At 45.8% G+C, this 22,024-nt stretch carries 20 protein-coding genes; 1 reads left to right on the forward strand and 19 read right to left on the reverse strand.

The window, feature by feature from the left end:
• Window positions 1-13: 13 nt before the first annotated feature.
• The 19 genes from glmU to trpS form a co-directional block, all read right to left on the reverse strand.
• The gene (glmU, locus tag GM612_RS10000) at window positions 14-1,393 is read right to left on the reverse strand and encodes a bifunctional UDP-N-acetylglucosamine diphosphorylase/glucosamine-1-phosphate N-acetyltransferase GlmU (protein WP_155432225.1); all 1,380 of its coding nucleotides are present in this window, start codon (window positions 1,391-1,393) and stop codon (window positions 14-16) included.
• A gap of 68 nt (window positions 1,394-1,461) precedes the next feature.
• Window positions 1,462-2,307 (reverse strand): pur operon repressor, encoded by an 846-nt coding sequence (gene purR, locus GM612_RS10005; protein WP_343031885.1) that lies wholly within the window; start codon window positions 2,305-2,307, stop codon window positions 1,462-1,464.
• 250 nt (window positions 2,308-2,557) lie between these two features.
• Entirely contained in the window at window positions 2,558-3,349 is a 792-nt protein-coding gene (locus GM612_RS10010) for a metal ABC transporter permease (protein WP_155432227.1), read from the reverse strand.
• Entirely contained in the window at window positions 3,342-4,037 is a 696-nt protein-coding gene (locus GM612_RS10015) for a metal ABC transporter ATP-binding protein (RefSeq protein ID WP_155432228.1), read from the reverse strand. Before GM612_RS10015 ends, GM612_RS10010 begins: the two co-directional genes overlap by 8 nt.
• A gap of 108 nt (window positions 4,038-4,145) precedes the next feature.
• Window positions 4,146-5,069 carry an alpha/beta hydrolase gene (locus tag GM612_RS10020; RefSeq protein ID WP_155432229.1) on the reverse strand — a complete coding sequence of 308 codons (924 nt, stop codon included), beginning with the start codon at window positions 5,067-5,069 and terminating at the stop codon, window positions 4,146-4,148.
• 12 nt (window positions 5,070-5,081) lie between these two features.
• Entirely contained in the window at window positions 5,082-5,933 is an 852-nt protein-coding gene (gene ispE, locus GM612_RS10025; protein ID WP_155432230.1) for a 4-(cytidine 5'-diphospho)-2-C-methyl-D-erythritol kinase, read from the reverse strand.
• 341 nt (window positions 5,934-6,274) lie between these two features.
• A complete protein-coding gene (locus tag GM612_RS10030) occupies window positions 6,275-7,354 on the reverse strand; it encodes a hypothetical protein (RefSeq protein ID WP_155432231.1) in 1,080 nt (359 codons plus the stop codon).
• Window positions 7,355-7,623: 269 nt separating this feature from the next.
• Window positions 7,624-7,884, reverse strand: coding sequence for a Veg family protein (locus GM612_RS10035; protein WP_155432232.1), 261 nt, complete (start codon window positions 7,882-7,884; stop codon window positions 7,624-7,626).
• A gap of 202 nt (window positions 7,885-8,086) precedes the next feature.
• A complete protein-coding gene (gene rsmA, locus GM612_RS10040) occupies window positions 8,087-8,971 on the reverse strand; it encodes a 16S rRNA (adenine(1518)-N(6)/adenine(1519)-N(6))-dimethyltransferase RsmA (protein ID WP_155432233.1) in 885 nt (294 codons plus the stop codon).
• Complete coding sequence (rnmV, locus tag GM612_RS10045; protein ID WP_155432234.1) at window positions 8,968-9,537, reverse strand: ribonuclease M5; 570 nt, start codon at window positions 9,535-9,537, stop codon at window positions 8,968-8,970. Before rnmV ends, rsmA begins: the two co-directional genes overlap by 4 nt.
• Window position 9,538: 1 nt before the next feature.
• Window positions 9,539-10,315, reverse strand: coding sequence for a TatD family hydrolase (locus GM612_RS10050; protein ID WP_155432235.1), 777 nt, complete (start codon window positions 10,313-10,315; stop codon window positions 9,539-9,541).
• Between the two features lie 92 nt (window positions 10,316-10,407).
• Window positions 10,408-12,465 carry a methionine--tRNA ligase gene (gene metG / locus GM612_RS10055; protein WP_155432236.1) on the reverse strand — a complete coding sequence of 686 codons (2,058 nt, stop codon included), beginning with the start codon at window positions 12,463-12,465 and terminating at the stop codon, window positions 10,408-10,410.
• A gap of 229 nt (window positions 12,466-12,694) precedes the next feature.
• The gene (locus tag GM612_RS10060; protein ID WP_343031886.1) at window positions 12,695-13,540 is read right to left on the reverse strand and encodes a DUF72 domain-containing protein; all 846 of its coding nucleotides are present in this window, start codon (window positions 13,538-13,540) and stop codon (window positions 12,695-12,697) included.
• A 26-nt stretch (window positions 13,541-13,566) separates the two neighbouring features.
• Entirely contained in the window at window positions 13,567-14,154 is a 588-nt protein-coding gene (locus tag GM612_RS10065; protein ID WP_155432237.1) for a TMEM175 family protein, read from the reverse strand.
• Window positions 14,155-14,213: 59 nt separating this feature from the next.
• On the reverse strand, window positions 14,214-14,912 hold the full coding sequence (locus tag GM612_RS10070) for an NAD-dependent protein deacylase (RefSeq protein ID WP_155432238.1): 699 nt from the start codon (window positions 14,910-14,912) through the stop codon (window positions 14,214-14,216).
• A gap of 21 nt (window positions 14,913-14,933) precedes the next feature.
• The gene (locus tag GM612_RS10075) at window positions 14,934-15,893 is read right to left on the reverse strand and encodes an IpaB/EvcA family protein (protein WP_155432239.1); all 960 of its coding nucleotides are present in this window, start codon (window positions 15,891-15,893) and stop codon (window positions 14,934-14,936) included.
• Window positions 15,894-15,931: 38 nt separating this feature from the next.
• On the reverse strand, window positions 15,932-17,188 hold the full coding sequence (locus tag GM612_RS10080; RefSeq protein ID WP_155432240.1) for a hydroxymethylglutaryl-CoA reductase, degradative: 1,257 nt from the start codon (window positions 17,186-17,188) through the stop codon (window positions 15,932-15,934).
• A 12-nt stretch (window positions 17,189-17,200) separates the two neighbouring features.
• The gene (locus GM612_RS10085; protein ID WP_155432241.1) at window positions 17,201-18,127 is read right to left on the reverse strand and encodes a Ppx/GppA family phosphatase; all 927 of its coding nucleotides are present in this window, start codon (window positions 18,125-18,127) and stop codon (window positions 17,201-17,203) included.
• A 62-nt stretch (window positions 18,128-18,189) separates the two neighbouring features.
• Window positions 18,190-19,206, reverse strand: coding sequence for a tryptophan--tRNA ligase (gene trpS, locus GM612_RS10090; RefSeq protein ID WP_155432242.1), 1,017 nt, complete (start codon window positions 19,204-19,206; stop codon window positions 18,190-18,192).
• 450 nt (window positions 19,207-19,656) lie between these two features.
• Between trpS and helD the strand changes: the two genes are divergently transcribed.
• The gene (helD, locus tag GM612_RS10095; RefSeq protein WP_155432243.1) at window positions 19,657-21,966 is read left to right on the forward strand and encodes an RNA polymerase recycling motor HelD; all 2,310 of its coding nucleotides are present in this window, start codon (window positions 19,657-19,659) and stop codon (window positions 21,964-21,966) included.
• Window positions 21,967-22,024 lie beyond the last annotated feature (58 nt).

Genomic DNA, 22,024 nt, shown 5'->3' on the forward strand with positions numbered 1-22,024 from the left:
CATTACCAGTACATTACTTTTCTGGATCATACGGCAACTTTTTGAAGTATCCCGGTTTATTGGTCTGCCGAGCACGGGCAATCGCCATATCATATTGGTTAACCTCATCCGTGATGGTTGAGCCAGCCGCAATAAATGAATGGTCTGCCACTGTCAGTGGTGCTACCAGGTTGGAGTTACTGCCAATAAAAGCATCGTCACCAACCGTTGTCTCATGTTTATGGGCCCCGTCGTAGTTGACAAAAACAACGCCACAACCCACGTTGATCCGCTTACCAAGGTGAGCGTTACCCACATAGGTCAAATGCCCCACCTTCGTGCCTTCATCAATCGTCGCTTTTTTGACTTCAACAAAGTTACCAAGGTGAACGTTCTTGCCAATGTGAGAATCCGGCCGCAAGTGACTCATCGGACCAATGTTACTACCATCTTCCATCTCAGAATCTTCCAGATATGAAGACGTGACCGAAACGTTGTCGTGAAGGACGGTGTCATGCAACTCTGAATGCGCACCAATATAACAGTTATCACCGATGACCGTCTTGCCCTTCAATAAAACACCAGGTTCAATAATCGTATCGGAACCGATTTTGATGTCAACATCAATATAGGTATTTTCCGGATCAATCAACGTCACGCCATTGCGCATATGGGCTTCATTGATCCGTCGTTGCATAACTTTGGTGGCATTAGCCAGTGCTACCCGGTCGTTAACGCCCATGGATTCTTCAAAATCAGGCATCCGGTAAGCGGCCACAATGTCTCCTTGCTGTTTCAAAATCTCAATGACGTCAGTCAGATAGTATTCACCCTGCGCATTATTATTAGAAATTTTATGCAGTGCGGAAAAAAGGGCTTGGTTGTCAAATACATAAACGCCGGTGTTGATTTCATTAATTTCTTGTTCCTGCTTCGTGGCGTCTTTTTGCTCAACAATTTTTTCAACGATCCCAATATCATTACGCACAATGCGGCCATAGCCAGTTGGATCCGGCATCTGAGTTGTTAAAATCGTGGCCACCGCTTTTTTGGCCTCGTGGTATTTGAAAAGTTTCTCAAAGGTCTCTGCTCTCAGCAGTGGCGTGTCGCCGCTGACCACCAGCGTTGTACCTTGCTGGTCTTTTAAAAGCGGCTCGGTCTGCAAAACCGCATGACCAGTTCCTAACTGATCTTTTTGCAGGACGTACTTGGTACGATCACCAAGTGTTTCCTCAACCTTTTCAGCTCCGTAGCCGACGACTGTCACAACTTGATCCATGTCCGTTTTTTCAATTTGCGTTAACACGTGATCGACCATTGCACGGCCACAGACACGGTGCAAGACTTTGTAGAGCTTTGACTTCATTCGGGTGCCTTTACCGGCAGCCAGAATGATTGTATTTCTAGTACCCATTACTTAAACTCCTTAAATTGTAAATTACAACGTCACTTACCATCGTTATTATTCTATCGTAAAACGGCTTAATTCGTTAGTTGACTGACTCGTTCCGACGTAAAAATCTGCTCGACAAAATTGCCGGGTGTCACGTCAACGTGATCATCGGTCGCGTGAATCTTCAGCACGGACGTATAGTTAGGTACGACCCGTTCCCCGTCAAACGCACCTTCAGCAAACACCGCAACGCCAGCCACAGTAGCGTCAAATTCTTTGATCAGTGACTGCATACCGCCGACCGTGCCGCCACCCTTCATGAAGTCGTCCACGATCAGGACACGAGCACCGGGCTCTAAACTGCGCTTCGACAGCGCCATTTTTTCAATTCGACTGCTGGAACCGGAAACGTAATTGACACTCACTGTTGAACCCTCAGTGATCTGCGAATCATGACGGGCAATCACAAATGGTACGTTTAACTGCTCCGAGATACTCTGGGCAATTGGGATCCCCTTTGTCGCTACAGTCAACACAGCATCCACGTTATCATGCAGATACTGAGTTGCTACTAGTCGGCCAACCTGACGTAACACGTTGGGACGGCCCAGCAAATCTGACATGTAAACGTAACCGCCGGGTAAAAACCGGTCAGCCTCCGATAACGATTCAATGACGCTATCAACGAACTTCGTTGCTTCCCCCTGTGTGATGTACGGCAGAAAACGAGCGCCACCTGCAGCCCCAGGAACTGTTTCCAAGATTCCCGTCCCACGAGCTTTTAAGGTGCGCTTTAAAATGGTCAAGTCCTCACTGATTGAAGACTTGGCCGAACCGTATCGTTCAGAAAAAAAGGTTAGCGACACCAACTGATGAGGCCGCTCTAAAAGGTACCGAGTCATATCAATCAACCGGTCGCTTCTTCGTACTTTCACTTTCGTATCCTCCATGGAACATCCAACATATTTAATAATCCCATTCTAGCATAAATGTTCGGGTTTTGACTACGAATTCTCCGAATCTCATAATTTTATTAACTATGATAAGATGATAATTCGTTTTACTATCCTGTATTTAACCGTGATATGCGGTTTTACGCGTTAGACATTCAAAGGACCACCACCTTGATTCATTCAAGATGATGATCCTCGTTAAAATTCACTAAAAAGTTGACGATGACAATGATCAAGCCCGAATCCGCTGGTAAATCAGCGCACAAAAGTAAAACAAAACTTCAATCACTGCAATGAAGAAACTAACGGGCCAATTCGTCACGTAGCTGAGGTACAGGCCAAGCCAAACGCCAATCAGTGCAAATGCCACTGCTACCGTACTCATCATACCGACCGTATGAACAAAATACTTTGCAGCAGCTGCCGGTAAAGTGAGCAAAATGAAAATCAGCAATGACCCAACGATCTGGGCGGCAACACTCACTGAAAACGCCAGCAAAACCAGAAAAATCACTGACAATGTCCGGGTCCAAAGGCCTTGAACGCGTGCACCAACCGGATCAAAAGAATCAAACTTCAAGAACCGGTAGATCAAGGCGATTACGATCAGGACGGCTACCGACAGGGCCACCATTTGAATCACGTTGGCGCGGCTAATGCCAATTACACTACCAAATAAGATGCCAGTGGCGTAACTCGCGTTGCTGTCGGCAAGGGAAAGAAACAGGATCCCTAAGCCAATTGCCAAGGCTGAAATCGCCGTGATAGAATTTTCACGTCGAGAAGACTTCGCACCCAGTTCACCAACTCCAATGGAGCTGATGGTGGTGAATAGCAGCATCCCATTCAACGGCTGCCAACCCAGGAAAATACCGAAAGCTGCGCCAGCGAACCCAATCTCAGATAACGTATGGGTCAGAAAAGACATGTTTCGAGCAATGACGAAGACGCCCATAATACCCGAAATAATTGCAATTAAAGTTCCCGCCATGTAGGCGTTTTGCATAAAAGGATAACTAAGCATTATTCATTGCGCCCACTTTCTCGTTCGTTAATTCGGTAATTTTACCGGCTTCATAATGGCCAGGGCTCAAAAAGAGGTAGTCATCTGCGTATCGGCGCGCTAAGGGAATATCGTGGGTCACAAAAATGACTGTCAACTGCTGGTGATTGTTGATTTGCTTGACTAAGTCTAAAAGTTCGGTTTTAGCAACCGGATCCAGACTGGCAGTCGACTCATCCAAGATCAGTAAATTTGGTCGATCCAATAATGCCTGAGCAAGGTAGGCCTTCTGCTTTTCACCACCAGAGGCCTGCCCCAGTGGTCGCTTACGAATGTCATTGAGTTTGGTTTCCTTTAAGATCTCACGGACCCGCTTGCGTTCTGAGCCCGTGAGCCAAGGGACACCGAAGCGGGCAAAATTGAGCCCCACAAAATCTTGAATACTCAAAGGATATTCACTATCGACATTCCGGAACTGGGGAACGTACCCTACTTTAACGGCGTTTCGATTTGGCAGGAACGCCAATTCGCCACTAGTGGGCTTCAATTCCTGTAAAATCAGCCGCATCAAGGTCGTCTTTCCCACTCCGTTTTCACCAACGATGCTTAAAAAATCGCCTTTTTTTAGGTTGTAGGACAGGTCATTGATCACCTGCTTATCTGGAAAGGCAAACGAAAGCTGCTTTAGTTGTAAAATCGAATCGGTCATATTGTCTCCAATCAAAAAAAGCACTACCAGGTGCTCTTTTTTATTTTACTGTAAACAGTAATGATTACTATTCAATTCTAAAGGTTTTTGAAAAGATGTCAATGAAAATTACAAATATTGCGCCAAAAAATCGTGCAAAACTTGACGATAGCGGGCTGGATCCTGCGCATAGGCCCCAATGTGCTGGGCATTGGGCACGATGTAGGACTGCTTAGGTCCCTGAATTGCTTCGTAAAGTGTTTTGGCGTGCTTCAACGGCACGACTTGATCCTTTGTGCCATGGATAATCAAAATCGGAACGTGAGCGTGTTTCAACTGCTCATCGACTCGTTCCTGACTCAATCTTGAGCCAGTTCGCCACCGTGCCAACCAATCAGCAATCGGGACGATTGGATTGGCCGGTAGATGAAAATCACGCCGCAGGGTTGTTTTGGCCATCTGATAAATCGACGCAAATCCGGAATCAGCGATAATTGCCTTAACGTTAGCGGGCAAATTCTCACCTGCTGCAGCTAAAACCGTGGCTGCACCCATACTGAATCCCATCAGCACGATTTGCGCATCCGTGCCAACTTGCTGAATCACTTCATCGACCCAGCGCAAGTAATCTTTTCGATCCGGCCAGCCAAAGCCAATTCGGTGCCCATCGCTTTGTCCCTGAGCGCGGGCATCAGGCATTAAAACGTTGAAGTTATTCTCGTGGAACAGTCGCGCATACGGGATCATTTGCTCACGAGCGTGATTAATCCCGTGGGCTAAAATAACGACCCGCTGACTGTTTGAAGATGCCGGAATATAGCTAGCTCGTAGGGTCAATCCGTCAGGGGTTAGTTGATGCCACTCTTGAATTGGCTGTTTTAAGTACCAGACGTTATCTTCAGGGGTATTTTCGGCCACCGCTTTATGGTGCCCCTGATCTTTTTCACTATCACTAATGTGGGTCAGATTGTGATAAACGGCGACACTCGCTGCGATGGTAGCGGTAAAACCCGCCGCAACAGCAGCTGCTGAAATTTTGATCCATTTCGACAAATAAATCCCTCCTTATAGTGAACGAACCAAATAGGCTTCCGGACAAAAGCCTCGAATGCTATTAAATACCCGCTGAGCACGGGATTCCTTATTGAAAACAGTAAAGACTGTGGGGCCAGTGCCACTCATAATGGCTGTTTTGGCACCGTAACCTTTCATCCGTTCCTTGATTCGTTTGATCTCTGGGTAGCGCTTGGCCGATATCGGTTCCAACGCATTACCCATATTGGCCAGCAATAAATCATGGTCGCCCTGATCAATGGCTGTTAAAACACCGCTAATATTAGGATGAGCCAAAGAATCATAATTGATCTGACGCAAAATACTTGGCGTGGAAACACTGACATTTGGCTTGGCAAGCACGATCCAGACTGGTTTCAAAGCGGGATCTAAAACCCGAATCTGCTCCCCAAGACCAGTAACGTGTGCTGTTTTGCCAAATACACAGTATGGCACGTCCGAATCCACTTTGAGTCCAAGTTTAGCTAGTTGGCTCATTGGCAGGTCGATCTTCCATAATCGATTGAGCGCGCGAAGCACCGCGGCAGCATCCGACGAGCCACCGCCTAAGCCGGCTGCAACCGGAATATTTTTTTTAATTTTAATGTTGGCGCCAGCTTTTATTTGATACGTGTGTTGCAATAACGAGGCTGCCTGGAATGCTAAGTTACGTTGATCATTGGGCAAAAAGCCAGAATCAGAAGACACACTAATGTGTCTAGATCCGGTCACACGAACTTCAACGTAGTCCGCAAGGTCAATGGAAGTCATGACCATATCCCACTCTGGCTGGCCGTCAGGGTGGCGAAACGGTGTATCAAGGCCCAGGTTTACTTTAGCTGCTGCCTTTTCAACTACTTTCAAATTCTGATCACCTACAGTTCAGTTATGAAACGTTTTCGTATATTGGTACTCCTCTGTATAAAGTTATTATAGGTATTATACGCAGACTTTAGGGGTGTAGGCAAGGCGTTTAGGCACTCGGGAGTATCTTCTCCCTTCACCCTTTAAAAAGCGGTAAAACTAACAATTACAAGTTGATCTCCAATTATTTCTAGACTACTAATTGACTTAAATTGACGCCAAAAATCAGCTCACGTCCATAAAATAATACAAAAAGAGAGTTCCCTCAAAAACTTCGGAGAACTCACTGGTGTATCGCTTTCAAACGCTTTTTTCACATTCGCCAAACATTAAAAATTATCTTAGTAAGCAGTGGTGCTGCGTAAAACTTCAGGATTCCGGTTACTTAACAGCATCCCATGACCGCTGTTGTCAAAGTTCAGTGCTTCAAATTCACGGTGTGAATTAAACTTTGTGTATTTGAAATCACTGGCCTTTAACGATCCTCGGCCATTCAGCTTTTTAGCTGGGAAACTGGTGATTGAATCATCAGCAACTAAGTACAAACGACCGTTATGCGCATTATAGCCCATCGCTTGTTCGTGGGTACCAGGACGATGTGAGAACATCTGCTTGGTCAAGCGGAAATGAACGGTCTTGGAACCGATCGTCCCCTTATAAACCTTGACACGTGATCCTGAAACCGTCCAAAAATAGGCGTTACCGCTGTGATCAAAGGCCAGTTCATGGCCACCAGGTACGTTTGCACCATGGTTAGTCATATGGAAAGTGATGGCTTTGTTTGGTTTCAACGAACTGGTACTGATGCGTTGCAAAGTGGAAGTTCGAGTCGCTTGTAAGGTCTTATCACGCCACATGTACAACGAATGGTGCTTCTTATCGTAAGCCAGAGACTGACCATGACCAGTCGTAAAGATGCCACCAATTTTAACAGCTGAACTGCCAGTTTTACTGTCAAGCAGTTCCTGCTGCTTAGCAAGTGACATGCCATCCAGTTTTCGCAGGTCATAACGGGCAACAAACCCCTTATTAGTCATCCCTTTGGTGTAATGTGGCTGGTAGACAACGTAAAGGAAGTGCCCACCATCGTAAGCTGAAGATTGCGGATTAGTCATATCGTACTTGCTGTTACCCTTTGCAGCGTGGGTCGTTGGTAGTTGATACTTAGTTTTCAACGTCCATTTCTGATTGCCGGCAACCCCTGAAATGGTATTGGCGCCAGACGTGTTCTTAGCGAACTGATATGTACCAGCCTTAACGAAACCGGTAGCCTTGTTATTAACGACGCGCAAGCTACTTGAAGAATACTGCGTTAACGCGTTGCTCCGCTGCGTATACGAAGCCGCGTTGGCAGCCGTTGAAGATGCAAATAGTGCGACCGTTCCAAGAACCGTACCTAAAAGTAATGCTGAATGTTTCATGTCATATTCCCCCTACAGACTATTTATACACTTTCCAGGACTAAACTAGTTAGACTGCTAACCTGTGGCTAACAGTACCCACACCAACTTCCCCCAAGATTGCGTACGTATTAATGATAGCACAACTAGTTAAAACGTTAATCGAAAAATAACCTTTTTCTTTCAATTTCAAATTCATTAGCAATCAATCGTCAATCGTTAAATCAAGAAGACATCATCGACTTTTCCAGATCATCAGGGCAATAAAAAAAGGCCTGAACGACCTTTTTTTACTGATTGTCATCCGCCTTATCGTCATCGCCGAAGTTAAGTTGGATATTTTGTGTCAAAATATCCGTATAACTATACGAGACACGCTCGAATGAATTTTCATCTTGATCTAAGTCGACAACAAAAACCGCTGGATAGGTTTCCTTTAAAATTCCGTGACGTTCCGTTGTCTTTTTGCGCCCTGCCTGGGCGACTACCATAAGTTCCTGACCAATATGAGTTGATAGCCGGTCCTTAATCGTTGCTAAACTTGTTGGCATAACCTCACCCCTTGTGTGAAACATTTTATCATGGTTTCACAAAAAAGTCAAATTATACCACAACACGCAATCGACAACAAGTATTAAGTGATTAAAAATTCGATTACATAGTGATAACTCAGGGATTTGACCCAATAACATTGACAGTATATTACTGTGAACAAGTGGGCTACCCAAAATTATTTTGTAAAAATTATTGTTATTACAAAAGACCCTCATCATGAAGTGCATTCACCATCTCAATAAATTGTTCAATGGTCAGCTTTTCCGCACGAATTTGTGGTGATATTCGAACTGCATTCAAGACATTTGTTAGGCGGTCTTTAACTTCTTGATCCTTACCAAAAATTGCCAGCAAGTTATTCCAAAAGCTCTTACGTCGGTGCTGAAAACTACCTTTAACAAATTTACTAAAGGCTTTTTCATCAAACGGTACCGGATCAAACGGTTCCCGCTTAGTCATAGTAATAATCGCTGAATCAACGTTTGGTTGTGGAATAAACGCCGTCCGGGGAACCTCAAAAACAACCCGGCAATCAGTCTGATATTGAACCGCGATCGACAAGGAGCCATAAGCCTTCGTTCCAGGAACAGCAACTAAGCGATCAGCGACTTCTTTTTGCATCATGACCGTAATGGCATCAAAGTGAATCCCACTTTGCAAAACGTTCATCAAAATCGGCGTCGTAATGTAGTAAGGCAAGTTGGCGACCAGCTTCAAGGGTCGTCCTGCCTCAAAATGTTCCTTGATCACCTTGGGTAAATTGGCCTTTAAAATATCCTGATTCAAGATGGTAATGTTGTCATATTGTGAAAGCGTCTCATCAAGAATCGGGATGAGCTGTTCATCAATTTCAAACGCCAAAACTTGGTGGCTATTTTTGGCTAGAAATTCGGTCAAAGAGCCAATTCCTGGCCCAATCTCAATCACATCATCCTTCGGCGATAAATCGGCGGCTTTCACAATGTGTTCCAAAATATTAGCATCCGTTAAAAAGTTTTGACCTAAACTCTTTTTAACGTTTAAACCATAGCGGTTAATAATCGCCTGTGTTCGTGCCGGACTTGCTATTAACGGTATATTCATTGGCGTTCACGCTCCTCTTGGTCAATCGTTTGAATTGCATCCCAAAAAGTTTTCTGACTGATTTGAAACATTGATAGCCTTTTTTTTAGTTGTTTGCCGTTAACGTAACCGATCCGCAGTCGCTCGCCAAGCGCTTCTCGACGCGCCTTTGCTTCGGGACCGCCCACTAATCGAGCCTTGATCAAATCAGCCTGACTAATGGTTTCAACGGTTTCATCAGCCTCAGTATACACGTTTTCCAGCGCTTCTTGAATAGCTGCCGGACTGGCATGTTCGACACCTAAAGAACCACCAGCCTTGCTTGGAACGCCCTCCGCCTTCGGTAGAAATGCATGTTTGGCGTTTGGCACCACTTCAGAAACAATTTTACGAATCTTTTCACCCGAAAAATCAGGGTCGGTAAAAATAATGATGCCGCGTTTTTTAGCAACTTCTTCAATCAAGTCTAGCGTTTCTTCTGGAACTGCTGACCCCCTAGTTTCAATGGTGTCAGCATTAACCGCTTTAGCAATTTGTTTCGTGTCGTCCTTGCCCTCAACGACAATGACTTCTTTGATAGTTTTCAATCTAGGACTCCTTAATGCCAAAAAAGTGATGGGCATTGGACCAAGTGGCAGCCGCAATTTCTTCCGGTGTTGTTTCCCGTTCTTTAGCGATTGCTTCAACGGTGTAGCGGGTGAAACCGGGTTCGTTTTGTTCACCGCGATGGGGTTCCGGCGTCAAATAAGGCGCGTCAGTCTCCACCATCATCCGGTCAAGTGGGGTTGCCCGAACTGAATCATGTACTTCATGAGCATTCTTAAAACTAGCGACGCCAGAATAAGAAATCATCATTCCCAAGTCAAGGAACTTCTTCAGCCATTCGGGGTCACCATTAAAGCTGTGCATCACACCGCCAGTATCTTGAATGCCGACTGATTTGATGATGTTGTAGGTATCTTCAAATGCATCTCGATTGTGAACCACAATGGGCAAACCATGCGATTTAGCAATTTCAATCTGCCGTTTAAAAACGCGACGCTGCAGATCTTGCGGGGAACTGTCCCAATGATAATCAAGCCCAATTTCGCCCAGTGCAACGACGCGGTCTTCATCGAGCTGTTCTTCTAATTCCTTTTCTGCATTAGCGTCATAAAACTTAGCATCTTCTGGATGCCAGCCAACCGCAGCGTAGAGTTGCGGGTACGTATGCGCCAGTTTAAGTGCGTCACGGTTCAATTCCGTGTTTGACCCCACGATGGTCATCTTGTCGACGTCTAAGTCGGCAGCTTGCTTAAGATATCGCGGGACGTCGTTAATAAATTCGGGACTATTTAAATGCGTATGTGAATCAAATATTTTCATAATTATATCTCCTGCATTGACACAAAAATCCGAAAATTCAAAGATCTGAAGATTCGGATTTCGGCTCTCGCACCATGCGAAAGTTCAGTTATTTATTCAACTGTTGAGCCATTTTCGAGGCTGTCAGGAACCGTGACTAGCTGAACTTTACCATGGCTGTCTTCAGAGGACAGCAGCATGCCTTGGCTGACCTGACCACGCATCTTACGGGGCTTTAAGTTAGCGACGATCAGCACCTTTTTACCCAATAGGTCCTTTGGCTCTGGATAATATTCGGCGATCCCAGACAAAATCTGACGGTCATCAGAGTCACCGGCATCCAACCGGAACTGCAATAACTTATCGGCACCCTGGACGCGCTGAACATCAATAATTTCAGCAACTTTCAGTTCGATCTTATCAAAGGCTTCAAAACGAACCTGCTTCTTGGCAGACTTCAACTCGGTATCTTCAGGATTCCAAACACCGTTATTTGTCTGGGCCTGTTCCTTAGCAGCTTCCATTGCGGCCCGACCCTTCTTCTTGTCTGACTTGGTCATTTGATTGGCAATGAACTCAACTTCCTCATCAGCGTCTCGCCGAGGGAAGATCGGTGTTCCTTTTTCAACGACTTTAGTGTTCGCTGGCAAATCTGCCAGAGCTAAATCTTTCAAGTTAATATCCTGGTCAAAACTCATGCCTAACTGGCTCAAAATTTCTTTCGGTGCGTGGGTCATAACTGGACTGATCAAATAAGCGATCACCCGCAGACTGGCAGCCAGGTGAGCCATTGTTGCAGCCAGCTTGGCGCGACTATCATCATCGTCATTTTTAGCTAAGATCCATGGCTCAGTTTCATCAATGTACTTATTCGTCCGCGCAATCAGTTTCCAAATCTCACCCAGTGCATCGGACAAATGAAGATCATCCATTTGCTGATGGAAATTCGCTAAGGTTTCAACAGTGGTAGCTTCCAAAGAGGCGTCAAAATCAGTGACTCCGGCCTGATAGGCAGGAACAACACCATCTTCGTACTTATTGATCATCGCAACGGTCCGGTTTAACAAGTTACCGAGGTCGTTTGCTAGATCGTAGTTGAGACGATCAACAAAATCCTCCGGCGTAAACGAGCCGTCATTTCCGAAAGGCATTGCACGAATCAGGTAATAACGAACTGAATCAAGGCCGTAACGGTCAACCAGCGTTTCGGGATAGATTACGTTTCCCTTTGACTTCGACATTTTACTGTCCTTCATCAAGAGCCAGTTGTGACCGAAGACGGTCTTTGGCAACGGCAAACCAAGGGCGTGCAAAATAATGGGCCAGTAAATAGTGTGGAACCGAACGATTTCCTTACCCACCATGTGTACGTCAGCCGGCCAATACTTCTTAAACAGGCTGTCATCATCAGTTTCGTAGCCCAGTGCAGTAATATAGTTGGTCAAGGCATCGATCCAGACGTAAACCACGTGCTTAGGATCAGACTTTACTGGTACACCCCAAGTAAAGGTAGTCCGAGAAACCGCTAGATCCTCTAGACCAGGCTTAATAAAGTTGTTGATCATTTCATTCATTCGGGTTGCTGGTTTAATGAAATCAGGATGCGTCTTGTAATAGTTCAGTAACCAATCAGCATACTTACCCATTTTAAAGAAGTATGACTGTTCTTTTACCAGTTGCACTTCATGACCGCTTGGTGCTTTACCACCAATCACCTTACCATTGTCATCACGGTAAACTTCGGCCAGTTGGGTTTCGGTAAAGTACTCTTCATCATCAACTGAATACCAGCCTTCATATTCACCAAGGTAAATATCACCTTGGTCTTGAAGCTGCTGGAACATCTTTTGAACGGCTTTTTCATGATAATCATCCGTCGTCCGGATGAATTTATCATTGGAAATCTCCAACTTCTTCCAGAGCTTTTTAATGCCAGCTGCCATTTCATCAACGTAACTCTTGGGGTCGGTACCAAGCTGTTCCGCCTTTTCCTCAATTTTTAAGCCGTGTTCATCCGTTCCAGTCAAGAAGAACACGTCATAACCAGTCTCACGCTTGTAACGAGCTAAGGCGTCACAGGCAATCGTGGTATAGGAGTTACCAATATGTAATTTACCAGATGGATAGTAGATCGGTGTAGTGATGTAATACGTTGGTTTGGTTTCTGTCATGTTATCAACAGGCCCCTTTCGATAGTTTTTATTTTTAAATTTGATTATTAAAATAGTTTAAAAAGTCTCTAACAGTATAGCATAAAGCGCTAAGCGGAGGAAGCGCACGGGCGTCATTAACTCTGCTAGAATCGCGTTGAGGTTAATGATAGCCGGGTTTTAATGAAATGCAAATGGGTGGTAAACATTTCCAAAACGCTTCGACTCATCTTATAAATTTTATTGACCGTTAAAACAAGCTCATCTGCTGTGGCCCTAAGCCGTGCCATGATAAATGCAGGAGGTCTTTGAATGTCAAAGCATTGGGGGCGGCATCGTGAGCCGAGTTGTTATTAAAAATCACGCAGACTTCTTTAACTTGAGGCTCAAGTTTCCGAACTGTTTGGGCAAAGGATGCCAACTCTTCGGAACTATATTGATACAGCGTCCGTTTACCCCGCCAATCTTGACCACGGTCAAACCAGCCCTTTTCGTTTCGGCCATGAAGCCTCAGTAATGCTAGCTGATCATCCGCAATTGTCGGTGTAAACGGTACGCCGTCATTTAGCCGGTGGGGTTCATCAACAATCACGTGGGTCATATGAAGGCCCTTTAGATAGCGCATTAAATCATCCGTTAACGCCGGATCATACCAGCTTGGATTCCGGAATTCAACGGCAATTGGGAGGTCAGCCATCTGGTCACGGACTTCAAATAGCCACTGCAAGCTTTCAGTTGTGCGCTGAAAGAAGGGTGGAAACTGAAACAAGACGGCCTTCAACTGATGGGCTTTCACGAGTGGTCGAACCATGCGGCGAAAGGCTGTAAACGCCTGGGTACGCTCCTCATCTGACGCGGTTTCCTCACCGTAGTCGTGCTTAGTCATCAGTTTATTGGCCTTGACAATGAACTGGAATTTAGCAGGAACCTGTCTCTGCCAGTTTTCGACCGTACTAACTTTGGGAATTCCATAAAAAGTTGTATCGACTTCAACCACTGGCAAAGCCGCCGCGTACTCAGCCAGTTTAACTGGCCGGTCGACGTTTTGAATCAGCGCTGGATGTTCCGTCCAAGTTGTTAATCCGATGGTGATCACAATTGACACCTCACTTTACTGCTGATCTAGGAAGGATTATTTTTCAAATAATGGTCAACTCGATGATCCGGAATAATCCAAGGGACTAAGTTGGCAAACGCGAAGATGGCAACAAACGGTGGCCAAACAAAGTCCAGTAAAATACCAATCAGCGTCATTGCCATTGAAAACCAAGGTTTAAAATAACCACGGCCAAAGAACTGAGTAAACGCGGAATCACGCTCATGGGCGGATACCAGCGACCGGACTAGCAAAAAGAAACTGATGTTAACAGTTAGAAAAATGACTCCCATGGTGAATTCCGGCGCAAAATAATCGATATGCGTGCCCGCCCAGGCAGTCGCAATAGGCATTAAACTGATCGTTAGCAAGAATAAATTATTGGCCCAGAGTACCGTGCCACTCACTGTTTCTGTAATTTGAAAGAGGTGGTGATGATTATTCCAGTAAACCGCGACCGTCAAAAAGCTGAGTAGGTATAACATCAGTTTATACCGCAGTGGCCATAATGCAGCAAACGTGGTGCCGTCCGGTTCCGGAATTTCCAGCACTAAAATGGTCACGATAATTGCCATCACACCGTCAGTAAACGCCTCTAAGCGGTCTTTTCCCACTGTGTCACACCCCTCTCCTATGTATGACCGGTAAAACCGGCCGTCAAAACAAATAGCACTTAAACTTTTAGGTCATCGTAAAACTTCGCCGCATCTTCTTGCACCATTTCAAAGTGAAAGGGAAATGATAGTGGCTCGTTGTTGATCACGATCACTGGCGCCATCGGATTACGATAGTCCAGCAAACCGGCAAACGGATAGACGCGCATCGAGGTCCCAGTGATGACGATCAAATCAGCATTACTCATCGCTGAAACTGCATTTGATATATTCTGCTCGTTGAGCCCCTCCTCATACAAAACCACATCTGGCCGTAACTGACCACCGCAGCCCTCGTGAACCGAACTCTTTAGATACTGGTGCCAATCTACTTGCTGGCCGCATTTCTGGCAGTAGACGCGGTATAGATTACCGTGAAATTCCACAAGGTGCTTGGCGTCAGCCTCACGGTACAGGTTATCAATGTTTTGCGTGACGATAGTGGCGCGGTCCTGCTGCGTCAAAGCGGCCTGCTTTTCGTGGATCACGTTTGGTTTAGCATCTGGCTTATATAAATTGGTCTTAACATAGTCGTAGAAAACGGCTGGTTCCTGCGTTAAACACGTGTGGCTTAAATAGTATTCCGCATTCTTGTGATGCGTGTACAAACCGTTATTTGACCGGTAATCAGGAATCCCAGACGGTGTTGAGACCCCGGCACCAGTTAGAAAAACGATGTGTTTTGATTGTTCAAACGCGTTTTGAATCGTTTCATCCATCAGCAAACCCTCCTCATGGATTTACCGTAAAATATACGGCATTTCAAGTTTCTTAAACAGTTCTTCCACCGATAGTGCATACACCGCTTTATAGTAGTCTGGCGTATCATTATTTTTGGTTGGTGCGGAAATGACAAAGGAATTCTGCCCATCCGTTCGGTTAATGCCCACGTACGCACGACGTTTGGACTTAATGTCAACCATGTCGGAATGGTAAAGTTCAAACAACTGACGCACTTCCAAGCGCAACTGCCGTTTAGAAACGACGTTAGAAATGGTAGCGAACTCGGTCATGTTGATTGGTGGCAAGCCCCAGTCCTGTAGTTGAGAATCAAAAGCCTTAAAAAGCTTCACAATGTTGCGCCGAAGCGTGAATGGCGAATCAACTGGCTTCTCCGTGATCAGCGCATACAGTTTTTTAGCGGCGGCAAATGCAGTCGGATAATCCTTTTTTAATTGCGCGTTAATCTGCTGGTTGCCGTCGCCGTAAAAGACTAATGCATCAGTCAGCGTCAATAACCGCAACGTCATTTTATCATCCACTGGATCGGGTTCCGGCGTGATCGTAGCTTGAATCCCTTTGAGGTAGTCCGCTTCAATCTCATCATCGATCAGCCCGTGCTTTCGCTGTTCACTGACGACAACTAAGTGGCTGACCGTATCGTACAGTTCGGTGCCTAGCATCATAAGCTGCTGGTCTAACTGGGTCTCACCGGTAGAAATGGCAAAGTAGATCTGTGGAAAACCCTTCAAAGTCATTAAGATGTGCAATAACTCGTGTGACGCGGTGTAATTCGGTGCCGTCAGATCACTAATTTGAACCATGATCTGATCCTTATCCTGAACAGCCTGTGCTTGATCATGTCGAACATAGCCACTCTGCAATTTACCAATAAACTGCAGTTCAACTTTTCCTGGGAACAGTTTATTCACTGCATCCAATAAAGATTGAACTTCAGAATTAATTTCAATGTTTTGCATGGTCGTCTTCCCTTACTTCCTAATCTAGACTTATTTGATTAATATTTTAATTGATTTAAGAGCCGCTTGGCAACGGCTTCATTGGGGTCAGCTTGCTGTTGCAGCAACTTGACGAGGGTTGGAACCTGTTCCGGCGTAGCGCCCACTGACATGGCAAGCGACCGCAACTGCATTTTCATGTGTCCGGCTTGGATCCCAGTCGTGACCAAAGCTTTAAGCGCTGCAAAATTCTGTACCAGCCCCACTGCAACGATCAACTTCATCAATGTTTCTGGTGAATCAACCTGGGCAATTTTTTGATTGATCGTGACGAGTGGCAGCACCTTGGTGGCACCGCCGACTGTCCCAACTGGTAATGGTAACGTTAAGCTGCCAACCAGTTGATCACCATCGACTCGCCATTGACTCAGCCCGCGGTACTGCCCGTTTTGCACGGCAAATGCATGGGCGGCGCTCTCAATTGTACGCCAGTCGTTACCCATGGCAATAACCACCGCGTCAACCCCGTTCATGATCCCCTTGTTATGGGTCACCGCTCGCATCGGGTCCAGTTGGGCGATACGACTGGCCTGGGCAATGCGGGTCGCAGTCTGCTGCGCCGTTGCAGTATCCGTGCCTAGCTGTGTGACCGGAATTGAGACCTCCGCCGTGGCTAAGCTTTGATCACCCGCATTGGACAGGATGCTAAACAACGTCGTATGATGCAGTTTGTTTTGAATCAACTGTGCAATGGCTTCCAGCATGGTGTTCATCATGTTTGCACCCATCGCCGCTTTAACGTCAGCCGTTAAGTCAACGGACACGAAGCCCTCCCCCAAATCACGAACGCTGACCTTGCGAGGACCACCGCCGCGTTTAACGATGGACGGGTGGGCTTGAGCTGCAACCTCCAGCAATTCGCTTTGGTGCAGTGCCACCCAGTCATCAATGGACGCAAACACTTTCACGTCGCTCAGAACCACTTGACCCGTTAGCAGCCGCGAACGCAACGTGGCTGTGATGCCACCAGCCTGTGCTAACTGCTTTGCCCCGTTGCTGGCAGCGGCAATCACGGAGGGTTCTTCCGTTACCATGGGGACAATGAAATCGTGCTGGTTCACGCGAAAATTGACCGCTACGCCTTCTGGTAACTGATACGCGGTCAAATAATTTTCAATCAGTAACGGCGCATCCCCATCCGCCGCACGAGTTGCTAAGGTCTGTTGCTCATCATCAGACAGTCCCACTGTTTTGGCTAAAATTGCTAGCCGTTCAGCAGGTGTCCGCTTGTAAAAGTGTGAAAATGCAGGTTTCATGCTTACCTATCCTTATTCATAATCTTGATTTAGATACGCGTTGATAATGCCTTCACGTACCCCGCTCTCCGAGAAAATCACCCGGTCGGAGTCCAACATCTGCAACAATAGCACTAATGGCATGATTCCACCAACAATTATGTCGGCGCGATCTGGTTCAAGGCCGGAAATCTGCCGTCGTTCAGCGCCATTTTTACTCAGCAACATGCTAAACAGGCGAAATACTTCCTGCGTGGCAAGCTGGTAGCCGTGAATCTGCTCAACGTGTAAAACCTGCTGCTGCCGCCGACTCATCCGGGCAAGGGAGCGGTTAGCGCCCCCCAGTAAGATAAACGGTTTGTTCTTGGCTTCATTGAGCCACCAGATATCCTTTAACCGTTGCCGCAAAAAGATCGTGGCCTCAAAGAAATCGGCAGCGTCGATTCGATCTGCGAGCTTAAACTGTTCTGAAAGGTTAACGGCACCGAAAGGAATGCTGATTAAATTAGCTTCCTTACCAGACCGAATGTCGACTATTTCAAGGCTAGCGCCACCAATGTCAAGCATCAAGCCATCTTCGACCCGCAGCCGGTTCATGACGCCTAGATAATCATAAAAGGCTTCATCATCGCCGGATAAAACGTCAAAATGCAGACCAACTTCATTGGCAGCCCGGCGTAAAAAGTCTTCCTTATTAATTGCCTGACGGACAGCGGCCGTTGTAATTGCTTTGACCGTCAAATTAGGCAAATCTTCGTAACGTTCCTTAAAGTGCTGCAACGCCGACAAGGTTCGCTTGATGGCTGGTTCCTGTAATACTTTTTCTGAACCCATGCCCTCAGACAAGCGTGAATCTTCTTTGAAACGGCTAACTTCACGAAAGGTTCTGTCCGGCCGAATCTCATTAATCGTCATCCGAACCGAATTAGAGCCCAAATCAACGATCACTAAATTATCCATATGCCGAACTTCCTTTCTACTTAACAGCAAAGTTCCTCAAAAACGTCGCCTTCAGAGTTTGATTAACCGAAATAGTTTAATCCCATGGCATTGACGACTTCATTAAGTGTCTGATTAGCCACTTGGTTAGCCTTTTCACTGCCGTCTTTAAGGATCTTGTAAACACCAGGAATATCTTGAGCGTACCGTTGACGACGGGCTCTGATTGGGTCTAGAAAGGCTTGAAGAACATCGTTTAGATACCTTTTAATTTTAACATCTCCAAGGCCGCCATGTTGATATTGTGCCTTCAGTTCTGCAACTTTTTGCGTATCACTATCAAAAATGTCCAGGTAAGTGAACACGGTATTACCGTCAATGTGACCAGGATCTTCAACGTGAATGTGAGTCGGATCAGTGTACATTGACATGACCTTTTTTTGAACGGTATCCGCATCATCAGACAGGTAAATCGCGTTATTCAAGGATTTACTCATCTTGGCGTTCCCGTCTAAGCCAGGAATTCGGCCCTCACCTTCTGGTGGGAAGTAGCCCTCTGGTTCAACCAGTACCTCACCATAAATGCTATTAAAACTGCGAACGATCTCGCGTGTTTGTTCCAGCATCGGTTCCTGATCTTCACCAACGGGAACCGTAGTAGCCTTAAAGGCCGTAATATCAGCAGCTTGACTAACTGGATAAATGAAGAATCCGGCTGGCACGCTTTGGCCAAAATTCTTCTGTTTGATCTCAGTTTTTACCGTTGGGTTCCGTTCCAAACGTGACACAGTGACGAGGTTAAGGTAGTGCATGGTCAATTCACTGAGAGCTGGAATCTGTGATTGGACTAAAATCGTTGATTTTTCAGGATCAATTCCAACGGCTAGGTAGTCTAAGGCGACCTGAATAAGGCTATTACGAATCTTTTCTGGATCACGGGCATTATCGGTCAAAGCCTGTTGGTCAGCAATCATAATGAAAGAATCATAATCACCGGAATTCTGTAATTTGACCCGGTTCTGTAATGAACCAACGTAGTGTCCAATATGTAACTTACCAGTTGGGCGGTCACCCGTTAATATAATTTTCTTGTTACTCATCATCGTCATCCTTTCAGTTGTCAGGCTCGTATCAATCGCGATGCTACCGGATAAAAAAAGACGTCCCATTGCGCATGCAATAGGACGTCAACCGCGGTACCACCTAATTGTGACCAAAAAGTCACCACTCTCGCCGATACGGAGGCACCCTTAATTCACAAGTCAGCTCCAAAGCAGCCATCGTGACCGATTTCAGCTTTCTCGGTCTCTCTTACGTGACGGCTAGCGTACGCACTGACGAATTATCATCTATTCAATGCTTACTATTTAATGCTTACTATTCTAAGCAATATTTGCTGGAATGTCAAAATTGTCTGGTGGTTTAAGGTTAATTCGGCATGCAAAAAATAGCAGGGTTTAAGTGAAAACATCGATTGAGTAATACCGATTGACAACCTTGGTTAAGCACACTAAAATGGTTCAAGCACATTAAACGAAAGAGGCGGTTCTTTGGAATCACATGAACAAAAAGTAGAACAAAAGCGCGTTGATTCGGTGATTCACCAAATTGCCGCTAAAGTTAAATCGGTTTCTATGGAATATAGCAAAGCCCGTTCGGAAATGAAGTTGGTACAGGAAAATTACAGTGCCAATACTTCCGTAAACTACGTTGAAGTTGACGACCGAATTGAAACTTCAGCCGAGCTGCAGCAGCAACGGGCTCTTGCTTCACGACTAATTGAAAATGAACAGATCATCGCAGGTCAATTAAACGTTTATAAGGAACTGCAAAAATCACCCTACTTTGGTCGTATTGATATTCAAGATCCCGGTGAATCAGAACAGGAAAAACTTTACATTGGCACAGCCTCCTTCACAGATGACGAATCCAACTTTCTGGTCTACGACTGGCGGGCACCAATTTCAGCCATTTACTATAACGGGACGTTAGGTGATGTCACTTATGACACCCCGGCCGGCAAGCAAATGACTTCACTTAAGAAAAAGCGTCAGTTTCTGATTCAAAACGGCCACATTGAAAGTATGTTTGACACCAATGAAACTGTTGGCGACGAGTTACTGCAACACGTCCTTGGTCAGCAAAATGACGAAACGATGCAAAATATCGTGGCTACCATTCAGCACGAGCAAAACGATATCATCCGCGATACTCGTTCTGACCTACTAGTGGTGCAGGGAGTTGCCGGATCTGGCAAAACCTCTGCCATCCTCCAGCGGATTGCTTTTCTGCTTTACCATAGTCGACAGGAATTGCAGGCCGATCAAATTGTGCTGTTCTCACCTAACAAACTTTTCAGCCACTACATTTCAGACGTGCTGCCAAGTTTAGGCGAACGTAATATGCGTCAGGTCACACTAGCTGAATTTCTCTCACAGCGCCTGGAAGGCCTCGATGTTGAGTCACTCTTTGACCGCTATGAAAAAGATGCTGAATTGTCCCTCGAGCAACAAGCACTACAAGACTTTAAGTCTTCGTCTGCTTATATGCACCAAGTTGCTGATTATTGTCAGCACTTAGCACCTGAGCACTTCAAATTTAACCACATCTTTTTTGATGGTCGGATATTCTTTAATAAAGCCGAAATCGAAAAAATCTATCAAGACTTACCCAAGCTGCAACCTGCAGAACGTTTTTTAAGAACCAAGAATATCTTGATCAAACGTTTGAAACACCGGATCAATCAGGAAGCTCAGTCTGACTGGGTCGCCGAACAAATCGATCAGCTCTCCGATGAACAATATCATGAATTATTGGGATCAAAACGGCGTTATGACTTTCAAGAAGTGGATGCGGAGACCAACTACATTGCCCGCAAAATTGTGACTCGTCGGCTGAGAAAAGTTTACGATGCCATTTACAATAATTACTTCCTAGATATTGATAGCCAGTATGCCGACTTCATGGACACGGTCACCCCACCAGAAGACGTTGCGCCCCACGCAATGGCTGACAGTAAGAAGCGGTTCATGCACGACATCGAATTTCATAAGTGCGACCTCGTCGACGCTGCCCCACTCCTTTACATGCGTGATATTTTGACCGGTGGTGGCCAAAATCACGCCATGCAACACCTGTTTGTGGATGAGATGCAGGATTATTCGATTGCTCAGTTGCAGTATCTTCACCACGCCTTCCCAAAGGCGCAAATGACTTTTCTTGGTGATGCTGAACAAGCCCTTTTTAAGGCTGTGCAGTCTCCGGAAGCGTTACTGACCAGCTTGCGGTCAGCCTTTCATGTTCGCCGACCGCGGCTCCTAAAACTGAACCGTTCCTATCGCTCCACGTTGCCAATCACGACGTTTGCCAAAGCCCTATTACCTGATGGTGATCAAATTGAAGCCTTTAATCGTCCAGGCAAACTGCCGCGGATGGTCATTCGTTACGATTTAGATAGCGGTTTAGACGCCTTGATACAAGAAGTTGCCGATCTACGCGCGGATAACGGTACGGTCGCGATCCTCACAAAGAATCTGCAACAAGCCCATCAGGTTTACCAAAAACTGCACTTCGAAAACGATGATGTGACATTAATGACGGATGCTGACCTATCGCTGCCCAAGGGCACACTTGTCATGCCAATCTACCTCGCAAAAGGCTTGGAATTTGACGCCGTGATCGCCTGGGATGTCTCAGCTACTAATTTCCCCGATGACCGATTTACCGGTACGTTATACACCATTGCGACTCGTGCAATGCACCAGCTGGTATTAATGAGTATCGGTCCAGTTTCACCATTGATTGCTTCAGAAAAGATGCCTGATTCAGTATTAGAGATCGAACACGAATTAACAAATTAAAACTACTAAAGCGGCAATCGAATCCCCCTCAAAAGGAAATCGGTTGCCGCTTTAATTT

Source organism: Secundilactobacillus folii (assembly GCF_009720675.1).
Taxonomy (GTDB): Bacteria; Bacillota; Bacilli; order Lactobacillales; family Lactobacillaceae; genus Secundilactobacillus; species Secundilactobacillus folii.

Excerpts from the sequence above, each read along its gene's own strand:
- glmU (WP_155432225.1), bottom strand. The coding sequence starts at position 1,393 with ATGGGTACTAGAAATACAATCATTCTGGCTGCCGGTAAAGGCACCCGA.
- GM612_RS10010 (WP_155432227.1), bottom strand. The coding sequence starts at position 3,349 with ATGCTTAGTTATCCTTTTATGCAAAACGCCTACATGGCGGGAACTTTA.
- GM612_RS10015 (WP_155432228.1), bottom strand. The coding sequence starts at position 4,037 with ATGACCGATTCGATTTTACAACTAAAGCAGCTTTCGTTTGCCTTTCCA.
- GM612_RS10030 (WP_155432231.1), bottom strand. The coding sequence starts at position 7,354 with ATGAAACATTCAGCATTACTTTTAGGTACGGTTCTTGGAACGGTCGCA.
- GM612_RS10035 (WP_155432232.1), bottom strand. The coding sequence starts at position 7,884 with ATGCCAACAAGTTTAGCAACGATTAAGGACCGGCTATCAACTCATATT.
- rsmA (WP_155432233.1), bottom strand. The coding sequence starts at position 8,971 with ATGAATATACCGTTAATAGCAAGTCCGGCACGAACACAGGCGATTATT.
- GM612_RS10050 (WP_155432235.1), bottom strand. The coding sequence starts at position 10,315 with ATGAAAATATTTGATTCACATACGCATTTAAATAGTCCCGAATTTATT.
- metG (WP_155432236.1), bottom strand. The coding sequence starts at position 12,465 with ATGACAGAAACCAAACCAACGTATTACATCACTACACCGATCTACTAT.
- GM612_RS10070 (WP_155432238.1), bottom strand. The coding sequence starts at position 14,912 with ATGGATGAAACGATTCAAAACGCGTTTGAACAATCAAAACACATCGTT.
- GM612_RS10075 (WP_155432239.1), bottom strand. The coding sequence starts at position 15,893 with ATGCAAAACATTGAAATTAATTCTGAAGTTCAATCTTTATTGGATGCA.
- GM612_RS10080 (WP_155432240.1), bottom strand. The coding sequence starts at position 17,188 with ATGAAACCTGCATTTTCACACTTTTACAAGCGGACACCTGCTGAACGG.
- GM612_RS10085 (WP_155432241.1), bottom strand. The coding sequence starts at position 18,127 with ATGGATAATTTAGTGATCGTTGATTTGGGCTCTAATTCGGTTCGGATG.
- trpS (WP_155432242.1), bottom strand. The coding sequence starts at position 19,206 with ATGAGTAACAAGAAAATTATATTAACGGGTGACCGCCCAACTGGTAAG.